Here is a 14,944-nt window from a genome sequence, read left to right as displayed (position 1 = left end):
GTAACCCAGATGAGCAATGTGACGACGGTAATCAAACCAATGGGGACGGTTGCAATGATAGTTGCCGAGTGGAAGATGAAACGGACAGCAGTGATCCGGCAGACAGCAGCGATGCTTCCGACTCGAGCGATCCAGCGGATACCAGTGATGCTTCCGACTCAAGCGACCCGGCAGACAACAGCGATGCTTCCGACTCGAGCGATCCAGCAGACAACAGCGACGCTTCCGACTCGAGCGACCCAGCGGATACCAGCGATGCTTCCGACTCGAGCGACCCAGCAGAACCAACTCAGGTGGGTTGTGGTAATGGAGTCGTGGAAGAGGGGGAAACCTGCGACGATGGTAACCTTATTACGGAAGCGTGCGATTACGGCGTTACCTCATGCTTGATATGCAATATCCTCTGCCAAGAAGTTCCAGGAGAAACCCGCTACTGCGGTGATGATATCATCCAAATTGATTTTGATGAGCAGTGCGATGATGGTGTTGCATCTGAGACATGCAGCGACACTTGCGTCGCTTCAGGGGATTATATTCCGGAGCCGGAAGAAGTTGCCCCGAAGGTAGAGCAAAGTGCGGTACCTACCTTTCTAGAGAAAAATAAGTTTCTTTTTGACTCCAGCGCGCCCGTTCAAAAAGATGCAAGTCCTACCGTCTTCGACGCCAATCGAATCGGCGTCATGCGAGGGACGGTTGAAACCGAAGATGGGCAACCTCTCACCGGCGTTCGGGTTTCAATCGCCGGGCACTCTGAGTATGGCTATACGCTTACACGATCCGATGGTGGATATGACTTGGCTGTGAATGGTGGCAAGAAATGGTTGGTTGCTTTTCAAAAAGAGGGCTACCTCAAAGCTCAGCGCCGAGTCGAAGTACGCTGGAACAATTACAAAAGTAATCCAACTGCGGTTCTAAAGCCCATTGATACGGTGGCGAACCCGATTGAACTTGGAAGCAACAGCGTTCAGGTTGCAGAAGGTACTCCCGTTATTGATGATAGAGGAGAGCGCCAGTCTCGCTTGCTGATTCCACCAGGAACAACCGGTAACATGCGATTGGCCGATGGAACGACGGCTCCTATCGCAAGCGCAACACTTAGGTCTACGGAATATACGTCAGGCAGTGCTGGCCTTAAGGCTATGCCAGGGAATCTACCGTCAACCTCGGCTTATACGTATGCTGTAGAGCTTAGCTTAGATGAGGCTGAAGCCGCAGGTGCAGTGAGTGTTGAGTTTGACTCACCTGTATTTCACTATGTGGAAAACTTTCTCGGCGTTCCAGTTGGAGAAATCTTGCCCGTTGGTTATTACGATACCGAACTTGGTTATTGGATAGCATCTCAAAACGGTGTGGTTGTGGAGATTCTTGAAATTGTCGATGGCATGGCAACCATTGACGCAGATGGAGATGGTCTCGCAGAAGATGAAACTGCCGAAGCCGACCTATTCATTACCCATGATGAAAAGACGAAATTGGCAGAGCTTTATGCTCCAGGGCAAACCATCTGGCGTGTTCCACTTGAGCACTTTACGCCAGTGGATATCAATTTTAGTCAAGCCCGTGCCGAAGGTGCTTCACGAGACAGAGCCCAGGCTGACTCCGACGGCAACGATCCGAGTTCTCCAGACAACAAAGACCCGTGTGAAGAAGAAGGGTCTATTCTTTTATGTGAATCACAAGTTCTAGGTGAGACCATTCCTCTCAATGGACTTGGTTATAACTTAAACTATCGTTCAGACCGCGGTGTCGGGCGTAGCAGTAAAACGATTAACCTTGAACTGCTCGATGAGGCTCCGTCAGAGGGTATCGTGAGAGTTGAGGTGACCATTGGTGTTGGAGGGCAAACGATTGACTTCACGCTGACTCCCGAACCAAACCTTACCCTGGACTGGACCTGGGATGGACTTGATGGTTATGGCCGAAAGCTCAATGGCATCCAAAAAGCAGATATCGCCATCACTTACTATTATGAGTCCTGGTATGTGTCTGCCAGTGATGGTGGAAACGCATTTGGATCTTTGCCTGAATTAGCTTCATCTCTTGGGACTTCCTGGTCTTATCTTCCAGACGAGGGATTGCTGGGGCAAACTCAAAATTATTATTTAAATGTAGGAGCGCCCGACTTCTGGAAGGCCGATGGATTAGGTTCAGGTGGTTGGTCTCTTGATCCACACCATGTGTATCAACCTGATGCGAAAACCTTATTTCTCGGAAATGGGACCACACAGCCAGCCGACCGTTGGATTGTAATGACGAAGGCAGGGACCGGAGAGAAGGGTGGTACAACGGATGCAGGTGTTGCTACTGAAATAGACCTTTGGTCTCCGCAACATCTTGCCGTACTCCCAGATGGCTCATTTTACATTACTCAGTTAGCTCTCTTGGCCAGACTTGTTTATGTGGATGCTGACGGTAACCGCACCGTTGTTGCGCCGGAGAGTAATCCGGGAGATTTGTGCTCTGACAATTATCGCAGCTTTAGCAGCCTAGCTTATGATGGCAGCTCGAATCTTTATTTCACCTTGGATGATTATAATGGTTGGGGTTTAGTCTGCCGTTATCATATTGAGACGAATACTGTTCACCATGTAGCGGGTGACCTTACGGTCTCGACAGCTTGCGAAACTGGTGATGTCGATAGCATTGCTTTGGGGTCTTCTTTAAAGGGTATTACTGTGGGGCCAAGTGGGAGTATCTATTTCTCCGACACTCAGGGAGATTGTCTTCGTCGGATAGGGCTCGACGGAACTGTGGAAAAAATCGCCGGAGGTGGTTCAGTGAATCCCGTCGACGGTATGGATGCTCGCAGTGCTCGTCTTCTCACTCCCAAAGGAGTGTTTGTGACCGATTCGGGCGCGGTGTATCTCGCTGATTCGGATCTTAATCAGGTACTGCGGATTGCAACCGACGGTACGATCACAGTGGTTACTGACCTTTTCGAGCCTCGTGATGTTGTTGTTTCCGATGAAGGATACATCTACGTAACCAACATAAATAATGTCTATCGCGTGAGTCCGTCTGGCGAGCAGGATATTGTTATGGGCCGAACAGGCTATGTGTGGCAGGAGTACGCATCGTCTACTTATGTTTACACACCCAACCTTGTTGAAATTGAATTGTCGCCAGACCACACCGAGCAAAACCCGTCCATTCTGGTTGGAACGGTCGGTTATAATTCGAACAGTGGACACCGTGTTTATCGGCTTGGTTCGCCATACAGCTACTACGATGAAGGATACCATTATGTGCCTTCTTCGGATGGGAGTTATTATTACACTTTCGATGAAGAGGGTCGTCACCTTTTTACGAAGCAACTGCTCACCGGAACAACGGTATGGACCTTTGGTTACGATTCCAATGGCCGTCTATCCAGTCTTAGAGACCGCATGGGGCAAGTCACAACCATTGAACATGATATCGATGGCAATATTACTGGCATTGTAACGCCTAATAATTCTCGCACCGAAATCACCACAGACTCAAATGGGCTGATATCTTCGGTCACGTCACCAACCTCCAAAACCTATAACATGGTTTACGAACAAACAGACTTGCTGACGTTCTTAAGAGACCCAGCGAACAATGAACATAGTTATGAGTACAATGATGATGGTCGATTGGTGGCCGACACCAGGCCAAACTCTGGAACGATTAGTTTGGCTCGAACCGGCAACTCTCAGAATTATACTGTGACAAAAACCAGTCCGGAGGGGCGAGTCACAACGTATAGCTTTATTACAGATAGCGCGAATAACGGCGGCATCAAGACCATCAGTTATTCAGATGGCTCTCAAGTTACGATGCAGTATGAGGGTGCTGGATCTCGGACGGTGACCTATCCCAGCGGGATAGAGCATGAAATGGTCTATGCCCCAGATCCCCGTTTTGGAATGCAACTACCGTATGCGGCAGAATCAACGATTACGTATCCATCGGGAGAGTCGTTTACCACTGAGACTGAAAGAGAAGTTGAGCTGGAAAATGCTGGTGCCGTTTTCGATATGGTTACTGTGACGGATACCATCGTTGAAGCTGGCATACGCTCGTTAACGGTGGTGCAGAACGCAGCGCAGCGCACCGTCACCCAAACAACAGGAGAGGGTCGACAAGTCGTTACCTCATTCGATGAGCTGGGCCGGGTGTCAGGCGTGGAGCGAATCGAGGGCGATGTGACCGATTCAAACTTAGCGGCCCTCTCGTTTACCTATGAAGAGGATACCGGTCTTGTTAGCCGAGTGCAGCGAGGTGAACAATATTTCGAATATGGTTACGATAGCCAGGGGCGTGTCATCAGCCGAACAGATGCGATGGGACGAACGGTTGATTATGCTTATGACGACGACAACCTGATCAGTCAGCTAACGTTAGCCGATGGCAGTACGCAATATGAATATGGCTATGACGATTTAGGACGAAGAACCAGCTACATGATGCCCAATGGTGGAGCACATACTTTGAACTATACTTTTGACGATAATCTTGGGGAGTACGCAGCGCCTGCTACAAGCAATCCACTGAGTAAGAGTTACGATCTAGACAGCCGCATCACCGAAGCGTCACATCCCACGGGGCGTTCCATCCAGTACAGCCGTAATGGACAACATCGCCTTGAAACGGTTTCTTACGATGAAGGTGAAGTATCGGTGACGTTCAGTGGTATATCTACAGATGTAGAGCCTGAGACGATGACGGTCACTCCCGTAGACAGCGATGCCACGGCGCAAACGCTTACTTTTGGGCGCGATGGCAGCCGCTTAACAACTCTTACGGGCAGTGGTGCGGTTCCGTTTGAAGCATCCTTTGAATACAGTCCCCTGGGAAGTGTGGATGCATTAACTTTTTCAATAGATGGGTATTCCTATTCAGCAACAATGAGCCATGATTCTGATGGGTACCAAACATCGGAAGATGATATCACTCAAGATAGAAGTGGTCCCAAAGGTGCTCCGGCCAGTATCAGTGATACGAATGGTTTCTCGCAGACTTACAGTTACGATGAGCAGGGTTTTGTGGTGGGGAAAGTTTTATCATTCGGTGCAGAGGAACTTTATAGCTTGGCGCTTGGTTATGATGCGGGTGGCTACCCAACTCAGCGGGAAGATACTTTAGATGGTACCGCTACATTTTGGAGTTTGAGTTATTCGAATAATGGGGAGCTGGAGTCAGTGTCTAGCGATACCACGACACTGGAATCATACGATTATGATGACAATGGCAACCGAACCAATCTCTCTGGCGAAGATGCGTCGTACGATGCGAGAGACAGACTTATCAATTTTGGCTCCACGACCTATTCTTTTGATGATGACGGTTTTCTCACCAGTCGAACGAATGGAAGTAACACCGATACATTTAGCTACAGTGCTCGAGGTGAACTCTTAAGAGCCACGGTCTCGGGGGAAGATATCCTCTTTGAATATGACCCCTTTGGGCGTCGTATTCGTAGGACGAGTGCTTCCCAAACTGTGACCTATTATTACACCGACCCCAACAATGCTTTTCGCATAAGCGGCTTTTTGGAAGATGGTGGTGATTTCACCAGAGTATCTTACGATGGGCTTGGGCATGTGGTGAGATTGGACCAAGGCGCATCTTATTATTATATTGCGACAGACCAAGTGGGCTCTGTTCGCGCTATTTTTGATAACGCAGGTGTTCTTGTGAAGTCTATCGCCTACAATGCAATCGGAGAGATTCAAGAAGATTCCAATACCGATTTCTTGATGCCCTTGGGCTTTGGAGGAGGCATAAGAGACGCCGGTTTGGTGCGTATGGGTTACCGTGATTACGATCCGGAACTTGGGAGGTGGACAGCGACGGACCCTATTTTATTTGCCGGTAAACAGGCCAATCTTTATGTTTACGCTGCGAACAATCCGGTCTCATTGGTCGACCCCATGGGCTTAATTTGTATTGAAGCCAGTGCTTACGAATTCGTGGGCGGCGGGGCGAAAGTGTGCTGGAACGACGATGGTTGGTCTATTTGTGCAGAGGGCGGTATCGGTTTTGGTGGCAGTGTCGGCATAACCAACGGCGCGCTGGATAGCACTGGGCATACGGGTGTGGCTGAAGTGAGTGCAGGTTGCGGCTCGCTCGCAGGTGTCGGAGCAGGCCTGGAGCTTACGGTCAATCCTTGCGGAGATCTAGACGCTACGGGCAAGGGATCCATCGAAGTTCTCGGTAACAAGTTTGAAGGTAAAACCGATGGTACAGTAGAGTACTCTGCAGGAGCGGGACTGGGGATCGATGATGCCATCCAATCAGCGTCTAAGCTTTGCGGTGCCAGTGCGAAGCTGGCGTTAAGAGGGTGCGGTCAGTTTTGATTCCGGCTGGTGCTTCGGTGTTTTAAAGTGTTGGTCTTTTGTCTGTGGCTCCCTGCTTAAAACTGCTAGCCTATATTACCGACTTGTTTTTCGTGGTCGATAGAAAGGAAGATATGACCACAAATGACCAAGAGAGTAGCGATATTGGGCGCAGGCCCGTCCGGCTTAACCTGTGCATATTACTTAGCCAAAAAAGGTTATGAGGTTTGTCTTTTCGAAAAACGCACCATAGCCGGTGGGCAGGTGGTGGACCATAAGGGAGTAGATGTTGGTGCCCTTGATTATTTTCCTCACCGAGACTGCCAGCGTTTGTTTGCTGACCTAGAGATCACCCCGGTTGTGGAAGAGGTGGATGCACGGCGCGCCTACAATCCTAACAAATCCAAATATTGTATGAATTTGAGAAATAAATTAGACCTCTTTGGAATGGGCGGATTGATTTATCTAAATACCAGAGCTTATTTCTCCGGGATTTATTCCGCCATCGATTATGTTTTTCTGACACGTCAGCACTCCCAACGGGTCATCAAAGTCATTCAGGGTACTTATGGAGCACTGTGGGAAAAAGTGGCCGAGAAAATAGGCGCGATGAAGAACGTGGACTTAAAATTGTCTTCACCCGTTAAAAAAATCTTGCGAAACCCCGAGGAGGTTGTTGTTGAATGGGCAGGTGGTCAAGATACTTTTGATTACCTGGTCACGACGGTTGGTCCTGATGCCTTTCAACCTCTCTTCGACGATTCGGACGAAAAACATCGCCGGCTATGGAACTTTACGACATCCCATCCGATTGGCACCATTGTTTTGAATTTGGATTACCCAGGTTATCAAGGAACTGAAGTTCTGGCTTTTCGAGATAAGGTATTAGCGGGCGCACTGATTAACCAGGGCAAAGCTGCTATTTATGTTATCTCAAATCGGGATGAGAAAAGGTTCAATGAACTGCTAAATGAACCGGCTGAAATGGTGGCATTGATGCCGAAGGAGTATGGAGCTCGCAGCGTCGACGCCGTATACCGATGGAATGAATATTTTACGCATTTCAAGAGCTCCATTTTTACCAGCCCATGGGTTTGGTGGAAGATGCGGCAGGCTCAAGGTTACAAGCGAACTTATTACGGTGGTGCGTGGACCCGCGGAGGTGGAGTCGCCAGTGCGGTGGCAAGTGGTTATCATATCGCCCATCGATATTTTTAAAACTCCATTCTAAGCGGGTTTTATATACTCTTTACTTTAAAAAACATGGACTTGTGCGGAGACGAACGAATTCGGCTGCCTCACTTTGACTATCGAGCTTGAGATAGGTGGGGGCTTCCACCTTCAATGGGTTGGGGAGTCTAGATAAATGAAATTAGTCAGTAAGCTCGTATTCTGTTGCCTTGTGCTCTCTTTCTTTTTGGCGTCGTGCCAATCGGACGATTATGTGGCGCCGAGCCGAGAGCCACTGGCGCTTGAGCCCTTAGAGATTGCAACGAATATTGCCCCGCCTTCAAGTGAATACGATGTTTATGACATCGACTTCACCCAATTTGCCCAGCGCTATATTGATGTGACCATGAGTCTGGAGTGTCCGAATCCATGTCATCTCAAAATGGCTACATGGACGCCAGGGTCCTATCTTATCCGGGAGTATGCTCGAAACATCAGCCGCCTCACGGCGTCTACAACCGATGGCAAAAAGCTCGGTGTAACAAAACTCGACAAAAACACCTGGCAGGTGGAAGCAAAGCCCTCCAGCCAGATCCAGGTGGTTTACCGGCTTTACGCCAATGAACTTTCGGTTCGTACGAACTTTCTTACCCATGACTATGGAATCATTAACGGCGCATCCACATTTCTTTATGTGACGCGCGAAAACCCGCGCCCGTCTAAAATCAATGTGCGGTTGCCAAAGGGGTGGGGCGTCGATACGGGTCTGAAAAAACTTGCTGAGAATTCTTTTGAATCAACCTCGTTGGATGAACTCATCGATTCGCCATTTATTGTTGGTGATATCAAATCGTATCATTTCGAAATATCCAAAGTTCCCCACCGCGTAAGCATGGTTGGTGATTTGCGTTTTTGGGACCTCGATAAAAAAGTTGGCCCTGATGTGGAACGGCTTACCCAAGAAATCATAGCGCACTGGGGTATCGTTCCTTACGAGTCTTACGCCTATTTAAATGTGGTGGATAAAGGCCGCGGAGGGCTCGAGCACCTTGATTCGACGCTTATGATTTCTAGGCCTCGTTCGCCGAGAAGCCGAGAGGCCTATCTAAGCTGGCTTGGACTTGTAAGCCACGAATTCTATCATACCTGGAATGTAAAAAGGCTGCGCCCTAAAGCGCTGGGCCCATTTGATTATCAAAATGAGAATTATAGTCGTTCGCTTTGGATTGCAGAGGGCATTACATCTTACTACGACGACTTAATACTGCGCCGCGCGGGTTTACTGACCGATAAAGAGTATTTCGAGAAACTCTCCAAACAATTAGCCTATGTTGAGAATAGCGTAGGCTCTACGGTTCAGTCGCTTTCCGACTCCTCTCACGATGCGTGGATTAAGTTTTATCGAAAAGATGACAACAGCCCCAACACCATGACGAGCTATTACAGCAAGGGTGCTGCGGTTGGATTTCTCTTGGACATGACGCTACGGCAAATGACCAACGAACGCGTCACACTGGATACGTTTATGAAAGAAGCCTACGAAAGGTACTGTAAGGACGGTTTTACAACCCAAGAGTTTCGAGCACTGGCAACTGAGTTAGCAGGGAAATCACTGGATACATTTTTTGCCAAGTTTGTAGATGGTACTGCCCCGTTGGAGCATGAACCCGCATTGAGCCGTATGGGTTTGAGATGGAAGGCCCAAGAAGCCGAGAAGCCCGACGAGGGTTATCCCAAGAGTGGTTGGGCCGGGTGGACCTTGCAAGAGAGCAAAGGTGTCTTTGTAAAATACGCTGAAGAAGGTGCGCCCGCTCATGGAGCCGGGATTGCACCTGGAGACGAAGTTGTGGCAATTGACGGTTATCGCACGAGAACCACAGGTGAGGTTGAGGAACTCTTATCAAGTTTTGGCGAAGGGACGTCGGTAGATGTTGCCCTGAGTCGCCGCGGCCGTCTTCTGAATTTAAAGCTTATGCTCAAGGCTGTCCCTAAGCGTCTTTGGGAACTTGAAGTTTCACCTCAAGCTTCAGCCCGCAATAAGCAGCGCCGAGCCCGGTGGCTTTCAACAAGGGTTGTGGGGAAGAACTAAGTCGTTTTGTTTTGGCTTGCCTAACGCGTCAAGTCTGAAAGCTTACTTAGGCGCAATCGGAATGATGACCTCGTTACGCCGCAAGGGGGGGAAGGCGCTTGGTGAGTTGTACTGGGCGTAAAGAGCTGGGCCCGATGCCGTACGCCCAGATTGCTTCAGGGCGGCTCTAAGCTTTGCTTCTGCTTCGTTAAATCGCTCTTGCTTACCTCGACCCGCAAAACGAATGGCGACCGCTTCACCCCAATCGACAGGGGTTAAGGATACTTTAGCGTTCTGCGGACTAGGTAAGTCCTCTAAGCTGCGACCCGCAGGCATCACAAATGCCATCCGCATGCCTTCAGCAGATCGCAAAACGGGCGCTGTCATTGGGATGGACTCTCCAGGTGAATTTTGTTGGAGCACCGGCGCGGTCATAGCCAACTTTTCACCAGGATTGTTGCCTCCAAAAATATAGCCTGCCAATACGCGAAATCCGCTGCTTAAGCCTGAATTGCCGGACTGGCTAAGTTGCGTCGACGCAATGATAAATGGCTCGTAACGTCGAAATTCGATGTCATCACCTGTGCTGAGTACGCTGTACTCTGGTTGTCCAAGTCCACCTTCGTAGAATTGCGTGTAGCCGGCCCATAGGACCACCAATGTAACGGCGATTCCAATGAACCAAAGCAACATCTTTCTCCCTCGGGTTAGAGTCTTCATACTTCACCACCTGTGCCGGTTGGTTATCACCAATCAATCACGACGGTGCTTATTGAATGGATGCTTTGAGAACCATTTCGATTAGTTTCTCTTGCGTTAGCTTCTTTTTTTGAGCTGCTTGAAGGTATGCCGTGGTACCAGCTCCTTGAGCTGCGCCAGTTTCTTCCGCTGAATTGTTGAGCTCATCTCCCACAAGCTGCCCTTTGTTACACCCGCAGAAACGCCTGCTGCTGTTACCTATGGATAGCCCGTTGTCGCGCGATGAAGCAAGGGTTCTTGCTGTGGTAGGCACTCTAAACGATAAGGGATTTTACTTGATTTAGAAGCGCATGAATATCAACACCTTGGCTCGAAAAAGCCAATCCGCTGTCGTTGAAAAATACGCTCTCAGTCCGGTTGAGGTTGAGTGGTTCTCCATCAAAGAAGAGGGCGTTGCCCAGTTGTTCTTCCACCATTAAAGATACGGCAGCCAGATCCCAAATGGCGCAGCCTCCCAACTCTTTTTTAGGGGTTCGGCAATAGCAGCTCTTCCAATGCTTGAGGAGTTGCAGGGTGTTCATGACAGCGCCGCCGGCAAACCTAATGTCAAAATGAGCATTAAAGTTTTCAAAGCTTGGGTGGTTGCGCAAGCTGAGGTCTGCAAACCAAGTGGTAGTGGCAGCCTTTTCTTTTGGAATCGTGGGTTGCAATGGCTTTGCATTAAGCTTGACGCCTCGTCCAGCGATAGCCTCGTAAAGGTCGTCATTGGCCGGGTCATACACCACGCCTAGGATAGTTTTCCCGTCTCGAGCCACCAAGGCGATGGAGGTGGCGTACCCGTCTTGGCCGTCTATAAAATACTGGGTGCCGTCTAATGGATCGATTGTCCAAAATGCATGCTTTTGCAGCCGACTGTCGTCTTGTTCACCTTCTTCTGCCAAAAGGCCAAGGTCGTAGCGTTCGAAAGTGGGCTTTAAGATATCTAGAATCATGGCTTGGGCTTTTATGTCGATTTGCGTGACCACATCGGCGGCGCGGCTGGCAAAACCTTTCGATGCCACCTCAAGGGGCTGGTCTTTGTTTTCTTGGATGAACTTACCTGCGGCCAGGCACGCGCTTCGAGCGGCGCTTAAAAGTTCCTCTGCCACATGGTCCAGGGCTCGCTCCGTGGTCGCGTCGCTGTAGGGGGTAAGTTTGCGATGTTGAGGGCTCCATCCAGTCATAAAACGCTCGAAATCAGCCCATGCTAGGGGATAGAGCGCGCGCCATTCAGCCTCTAATGCCTCTGCATCCAGATGGGCGGGGAGGCGGCTTCTTAGCCTCGTAAAATAGATATCTAAAACTTTTGATTCTTGGCGTTCACAGTCGGAGCCGCTTAAGCAGCTGCCAATAAAATAAGCTACATCCTTCATTGCGCAGCCCCGGCCCACATATTGAAAGTCGACGCCGGCAACTTGTGTGTGGTCTGCGCTGAATAGAAAGTTGGCGAGCTTGGCATCACCGTGCACAAGAGTCTGAAAGAGGCTGCATCGAAGCCTGGCGTCTATTAAAGACGCAAATCGATGCAATCGGCTTCCGGCAATATTGGAAAGTTCCTCGGGGCGGGTTGCAAGATGCCAGTACGTACCCGTAGGCCAGAGACCTTCCGCTGATGTACCCATGAGCCGGGCATGAAAGTCGGCCAGCCAATGCAGGACCACCGTGATTTCGTCCCAGGATGTACTGTAAAGAGCGTCCACAAATCCGCGCGTACCAAGGTCCTCAAGGAGGATAAAAAGCTCGTGGCCATCATCAAAGGCATCAAGGCACTTGGGCGTTGCGGCATGGCCGGTTAGATTATTGTTTTGGTGTAGATACCAATGGGTTTCTACTTGATACGACCGAATTTTGCGCTCTTTGGATATATCGCCGGTAAAGCCTTTGGGATGGCCAGCCTCTTCAGGGATCTGGATGTGCTTTACAATAACCGAAGGATAGTTACCGGCTTGCAAATACACGCGAGATAATGTGCCATAGTTGTTCCAGAGCGGCTGGATGAGCTCGATGTCTGTGATGGCACGTGCTTGGGTGAGCCTAATAATTCTGTCGTGTACCGATGCTTGCATTTCTCCTTGGTATTCAAGGAAAGCCGTTGAGGCAAGCGGGAAGTTCTCACTCACTTGGGTGAACGAGTGCGGCTTGATTGAACACTTGCGAGTTGCTTCATGAACACTGCGGGCGTTTTTGCTTCCAGGACGATTTCTTTGCCCGTGATGGGGTGCTGAAAACATAACCTGCGTGCGTGAAGGGCCATTCTGGAATCCTTTTTTCCGTAACGGGTATCTCCGACCACCGTGTGACCTAACCATGACATATGCGCCCGGATTTGATGTCGGCGACCAGTATCCAAGTGAACTTCCAAGAGAGTCCGCCGCGGACCCGTTTCCAAAGTTTTATATCGGGTGATGGCCTCTTTAGCTTCGGAATGACTCCCCACTTTAACCATTAGATTCTTGCCGTCGTAAAGAGGCTGGTTGATGACGCCCTCGGGAGGCGCAGGATGTCCCTCTACTACCACGGAATATGTTTTCGTAACTTCTTGCCAGCTCTTCTTCACCGCATCGCAAACTTCACGAGACCGGGCAAAGAGCAGCACACCTGATGTCTCTCGGTCTAAGCGATGAACCGGCCAAAGCTTTTGATTCGGACCCAGCGACTCACGAACCATGGCCAAGGCATGCTTGAGCTTAACATCCTGGGTGCCTACCGAGAGTAGACCCTCTGGCTTCAAGATCCCAACCAATGACTCATCTTGGAACAAAACCTGGATGCCTCCCTTGGGAGCCGCCGTGCGTTGGGAAGACGAGTGAATCTCAATCGAATCATCCGGGTGCAGTGCAAACCCATGATGGGTAACCATTTCTCCGTTAACGGTGATACATCCTCTTTGAAGCCGCTCTTTCACGGTTCGTGGCCGCCAGTCGGATAGCTCTTCTTTTAGGAAAATAAGAAGTGTGGTCGGAGATTTTGGAGAGAGGAAATGAGGCATTTAGGTTGTAACGATTCTTTCTAACTCAGGCGCCTGATTAATAAGCTGATAGGTGGAATATTGTACCGATATATAGCAATTCTGGCTAGATTGAAATCCATGCTCATCATGATTGTCTTATCTATGTGTTCTACCCTAATTGCGATACGAAGATTTCATGTCCACGAGATAAATGCCGTGGCCATGGTAACGAACGCGTTCTTCATCAGAAAGGGTAGCAACCCGTAGGATTTCTTCGGCCACATCCTCTCGGCTGATTGTGGTTTTGGCCTCCCGTAATGGCAGTTCCTCTTTATCAATTCCCGTTGTATCAAAACAGTACCCATAGGACCTTTGTGCCGGTGCTGTGGTGAGCCAGGCTGGGCGAAAAACCACAAATTGCATGCCTGCAGGGCTGGACTTTGCAAGAAGCTTTTCACTTTCGAAACAGTCTTGAGCTGCGGGTATCTTCAAACCAAGATTCATAACCCATCGTGGTTTAAAGTTATCTGGAAGAAGCGCCACATTTTGGCCAGGAATGCCCTCACTTCCGGATGAGCCATGATAGAAGAATTCCACCCATCGACTATTTCGCATTCCCTCAACCAGGGCGCGGACTGTTTTTGTGTAGAGTTGCCAGTTACGGTTCATCATTTGCCGTAAGGTGGTGACACCAACAAAGCAGCAAACGCGATTGATGGAAGCGTCATCGCTGAGTAATGAGGTGTACGTCTCCGCTTCTAAAATATTCTTCGTACTTGTACGCAGCACGCCGGGTTTTTGAGAGGCTTTCACGCCGCCTTGGGCCAGCGTGGTTGCCTGCAGGAGTTTGTTCATTCGCTCAAGAGCGGCCTGGTCATCGTCGGCGCGGCAAAGAGCAGTCACGTCATGGCCTTGTCGCAGCGCTTTTTTGATAAAGAAGCGTGCGCCTCGGGAGGCGGCAGCGATAACCATAAAATGTAATGGCGGTTGATTTTCGGTCATAATAAGGGCCCTTCCACGGCGTTTATTTTTATGCACGTTACGACGAAGGGTAGAGTGGCTGCATTGACTTCGGTTAAGAAAGTCAAAAAATTACTTCTGGGTTAAGCGTTTTCGAATACGACTTAAGGACTCCGGCCGTACACCTAAATAACTTGCTAGATGATATTGAGGGATTCGCTGAATCAACCCAGGTCTCTCTTCGATAAGCTGAAGATAACGCTGCTCTGGCGTTAAGGTTCTGTAGTCGTCATGCGCCTGCTGTTTTTCGGCCAATATATTTTCGGAAAACTTTCGGCAGAGCGATGCAAATGCCGGGATGTCGTTAACGACCTTCTTTTCAACATCCTCGGTGGAGACCACGACCATAGAATCTTCAAAACATGTGGCGTAAGAGTTTGAAGGTCTTTTTGAGGCCGTGCTTGCTGGAATAAGTGAGTCGGTCTCTGTGTAAAACTCGGTGGTAATATCGTCACCATCAACAAGCAGATAGGTACGAATACCGCCTTTGATAACGAGGTAATACTCTTTTGTGAAATCACCTTCTTTAAAGAGTGTAGTGCCTTTCGGGAAAGTTTTGAAAATGGGAAGCGCCAAGAGGCTCTGCTGCTCCTTAGCAGAGAGCGTGAGGTGACTGGTTAGAAACTGGAGGAATATTTCTTCGCTTCTCTTTGTCTCAATATTGGTCATAGCAAACACACTTTGAATTGGTCAGGG

At 49.4% G+C, this 14,944-nt stretch carries 9 protein-coding genes; 3 read left to right on the top strand and 6 right to left on the bottom strand.

Annotated elements, in window-relative coordinates; all coding sequences use genetic code 11:
- From HOK28_21840 to HOK28_21830, 3 genes are all read left to right on the top strand, one after another.
- Window positions 1-6,323: hypothetical protein (locus tag HOK28_21840; protein ID MBT6435750.1), on the top strand; the 6,323-nt coding region annotated here is incomplete at its 5' end.
- Between the two features lie 123 nt (window positions 6,324-6,446).
- Window positions 6,447-7,520 carry an FAD-dependent oxidoreductase gene (locus tag HOK28_21835; protein ID MBT6435749.1) on the top strand — a complete coding sequence of 358 codons (1,074 nt, stop codon included), beginning with the start codon at window positions 6,447-6,449 and terminating at the stop codon, window positions 7,518-7,520.
- Between the two features lie 148 nt (window positions 7,521-7,668).
- Complete coding sequence (locus HOK28_21830; GenBank protein ID MBT6435748.1) at window positions 7,669-9,561, top strand: M61 family metallopeptidase; 1,893 nt, start codon at window positions 7,669-7,671, stop codon at window positions 9,559-9,561.
- Between the two features lie 42 nt (window positions 9,562-9,603).
- Here HOK28_21830 and HOK28_21825 read toward each other — a convergent pair whose 3' ends face one another.
- The 6 genes from HOK28_21825 to HOK28_21800 form a co-directional block, all read right to left on the bottom strand.
- Window positions 9,604-10,233: a heme-binding protein gene (locus tag HOK28_21825; GenBank protein ID MBT6435747.1), complete on the bottom strand. Its 630-nt coding sequence runs from the start codon at window positions 10,231-10,233 to the stop codon at window positions 9,604-9,606.
- Window positions 10,234-10,309: 76 nt separating this feature from the next.
- Window positions 10,310-10,453, bottom strand: a complete 144-nt coding sequence (locus HOK28_21820; GenBank protein MBT6435746.1) for a hypothetical protein — start codon at window positions 10,451-10,453, stop codon at window positions 10,310-10,312.
- A gap of 100 nt (window positions 10,454-10,553) precedes the next feature.
- Window positions 10,554-12,344 carry a DUF1679 domain-containing protein gene (locus HOK28_21815; protein ID MBT6435745.1) on the bottom strand — a complete coding sequence of 597 codons (1,791 nt, stop codon included), beginning with the start codon at window positions 12,342-12,344 and terminating at the stop codon, window positions 10,554-10,556.
- A 50-nt stretch (window positions 12,345-12,394) separates the two neighbouring features.
- Window positions 12,395-13,138, bottom strand: a complete 744-nt coding sequence (locus tag HOK28_21810; protein ID MBT6435744.1) for an RluA family pseudouridine synthase — start codon at window positions 13,136-13,138, stop codon at window positions 12,395-12,397.
- Between the two features lie 264 nt (window positions 13,139-13,402).
- Complete coding sequence (locus tag HOK28_21805) at window positions 13,403-14,230, bottom strand: NAD(P)H-binding protein (GenBank protein MBT6435743.1); 828 nt, start codon at window positions 14,228-14,230, stop codon at window positions 13,403-13,405.
- Window positions 14,231-14,320: 90 nt separating this feature from the next.
- Window positions 14,321-14,917: a Crp/Fnr family transcriptional regulator gene (locus HOK28_21800; GenBank protein ID MBT6435742.1), complete on the bottom strand. Its 597-nt coding sequence runs from the start codon at window positions 14,915-14,917 to the stop codon at window positions 14,321-14,323.
- Window positions 14,918-14,944 lie beyond the last annotated feature (27 nt).

This window comes from Deltaproteobacteria bacterium, assembly GCA_018668695.1.
Lineage (GTDB): Bacteria > Myxococcota > XYA12-FULL-58-9 > XYA12-FULL-58-9 > JABJBS01 > JABJBS01.
This window is presented reverse-complemented; position numbering and strand designations above follow the sequence as displayed.

Coding starts and splice junctions, on each gene's coding strand:
- HOK28_21835 (MBT6435749.1), top strand. CDS start 6,447: ATGACCAAGAGAGTAGCGATATTGGGCGCAGGCCCGTCCGGCTTAACC.
- HOK28_21830 (MBT6435748.1), top strand. CDS start 7,669: ATGAAATTAGTCAGTAAGCTCGTATTCTGTTGCCTTGTGCTCTCTTTC.
- HOK28_21825 (MBT6435747.1), bottom strand. CDS start 10,233: ATGTTGCTTTGGTTCATTGGAATCGCCGTTACATTGGTGGTCCTATGG.
- HOK28_21815 (MBT6435745.1), bottom strand. CDS start 12,344: ATGCAAGCATCGGTACACGACAGAATTATTAGGCTCACCCAAGCACGT.
- HOK28_21810 (MBT6435744.1), bottom strand. CDS start 13,138: ATGGTTACCCATCATGGGTTTGCACTGCACCCGGATGATTCGATTGAG.
- HOK28_21805 (MBT6435743.1), bottom strand. CDS start 14,230: ATGACCGAAAATCAACCGCCATTACATTTTATGGTTATCGCTGCCGCC.
- HOK28_21800 (MBT6435742.1), bottom strand. CDS start 14,917: ATGACCAATATTGAGACAAAGAGAAGCGAAGAAATATTCCTCCAGTTT.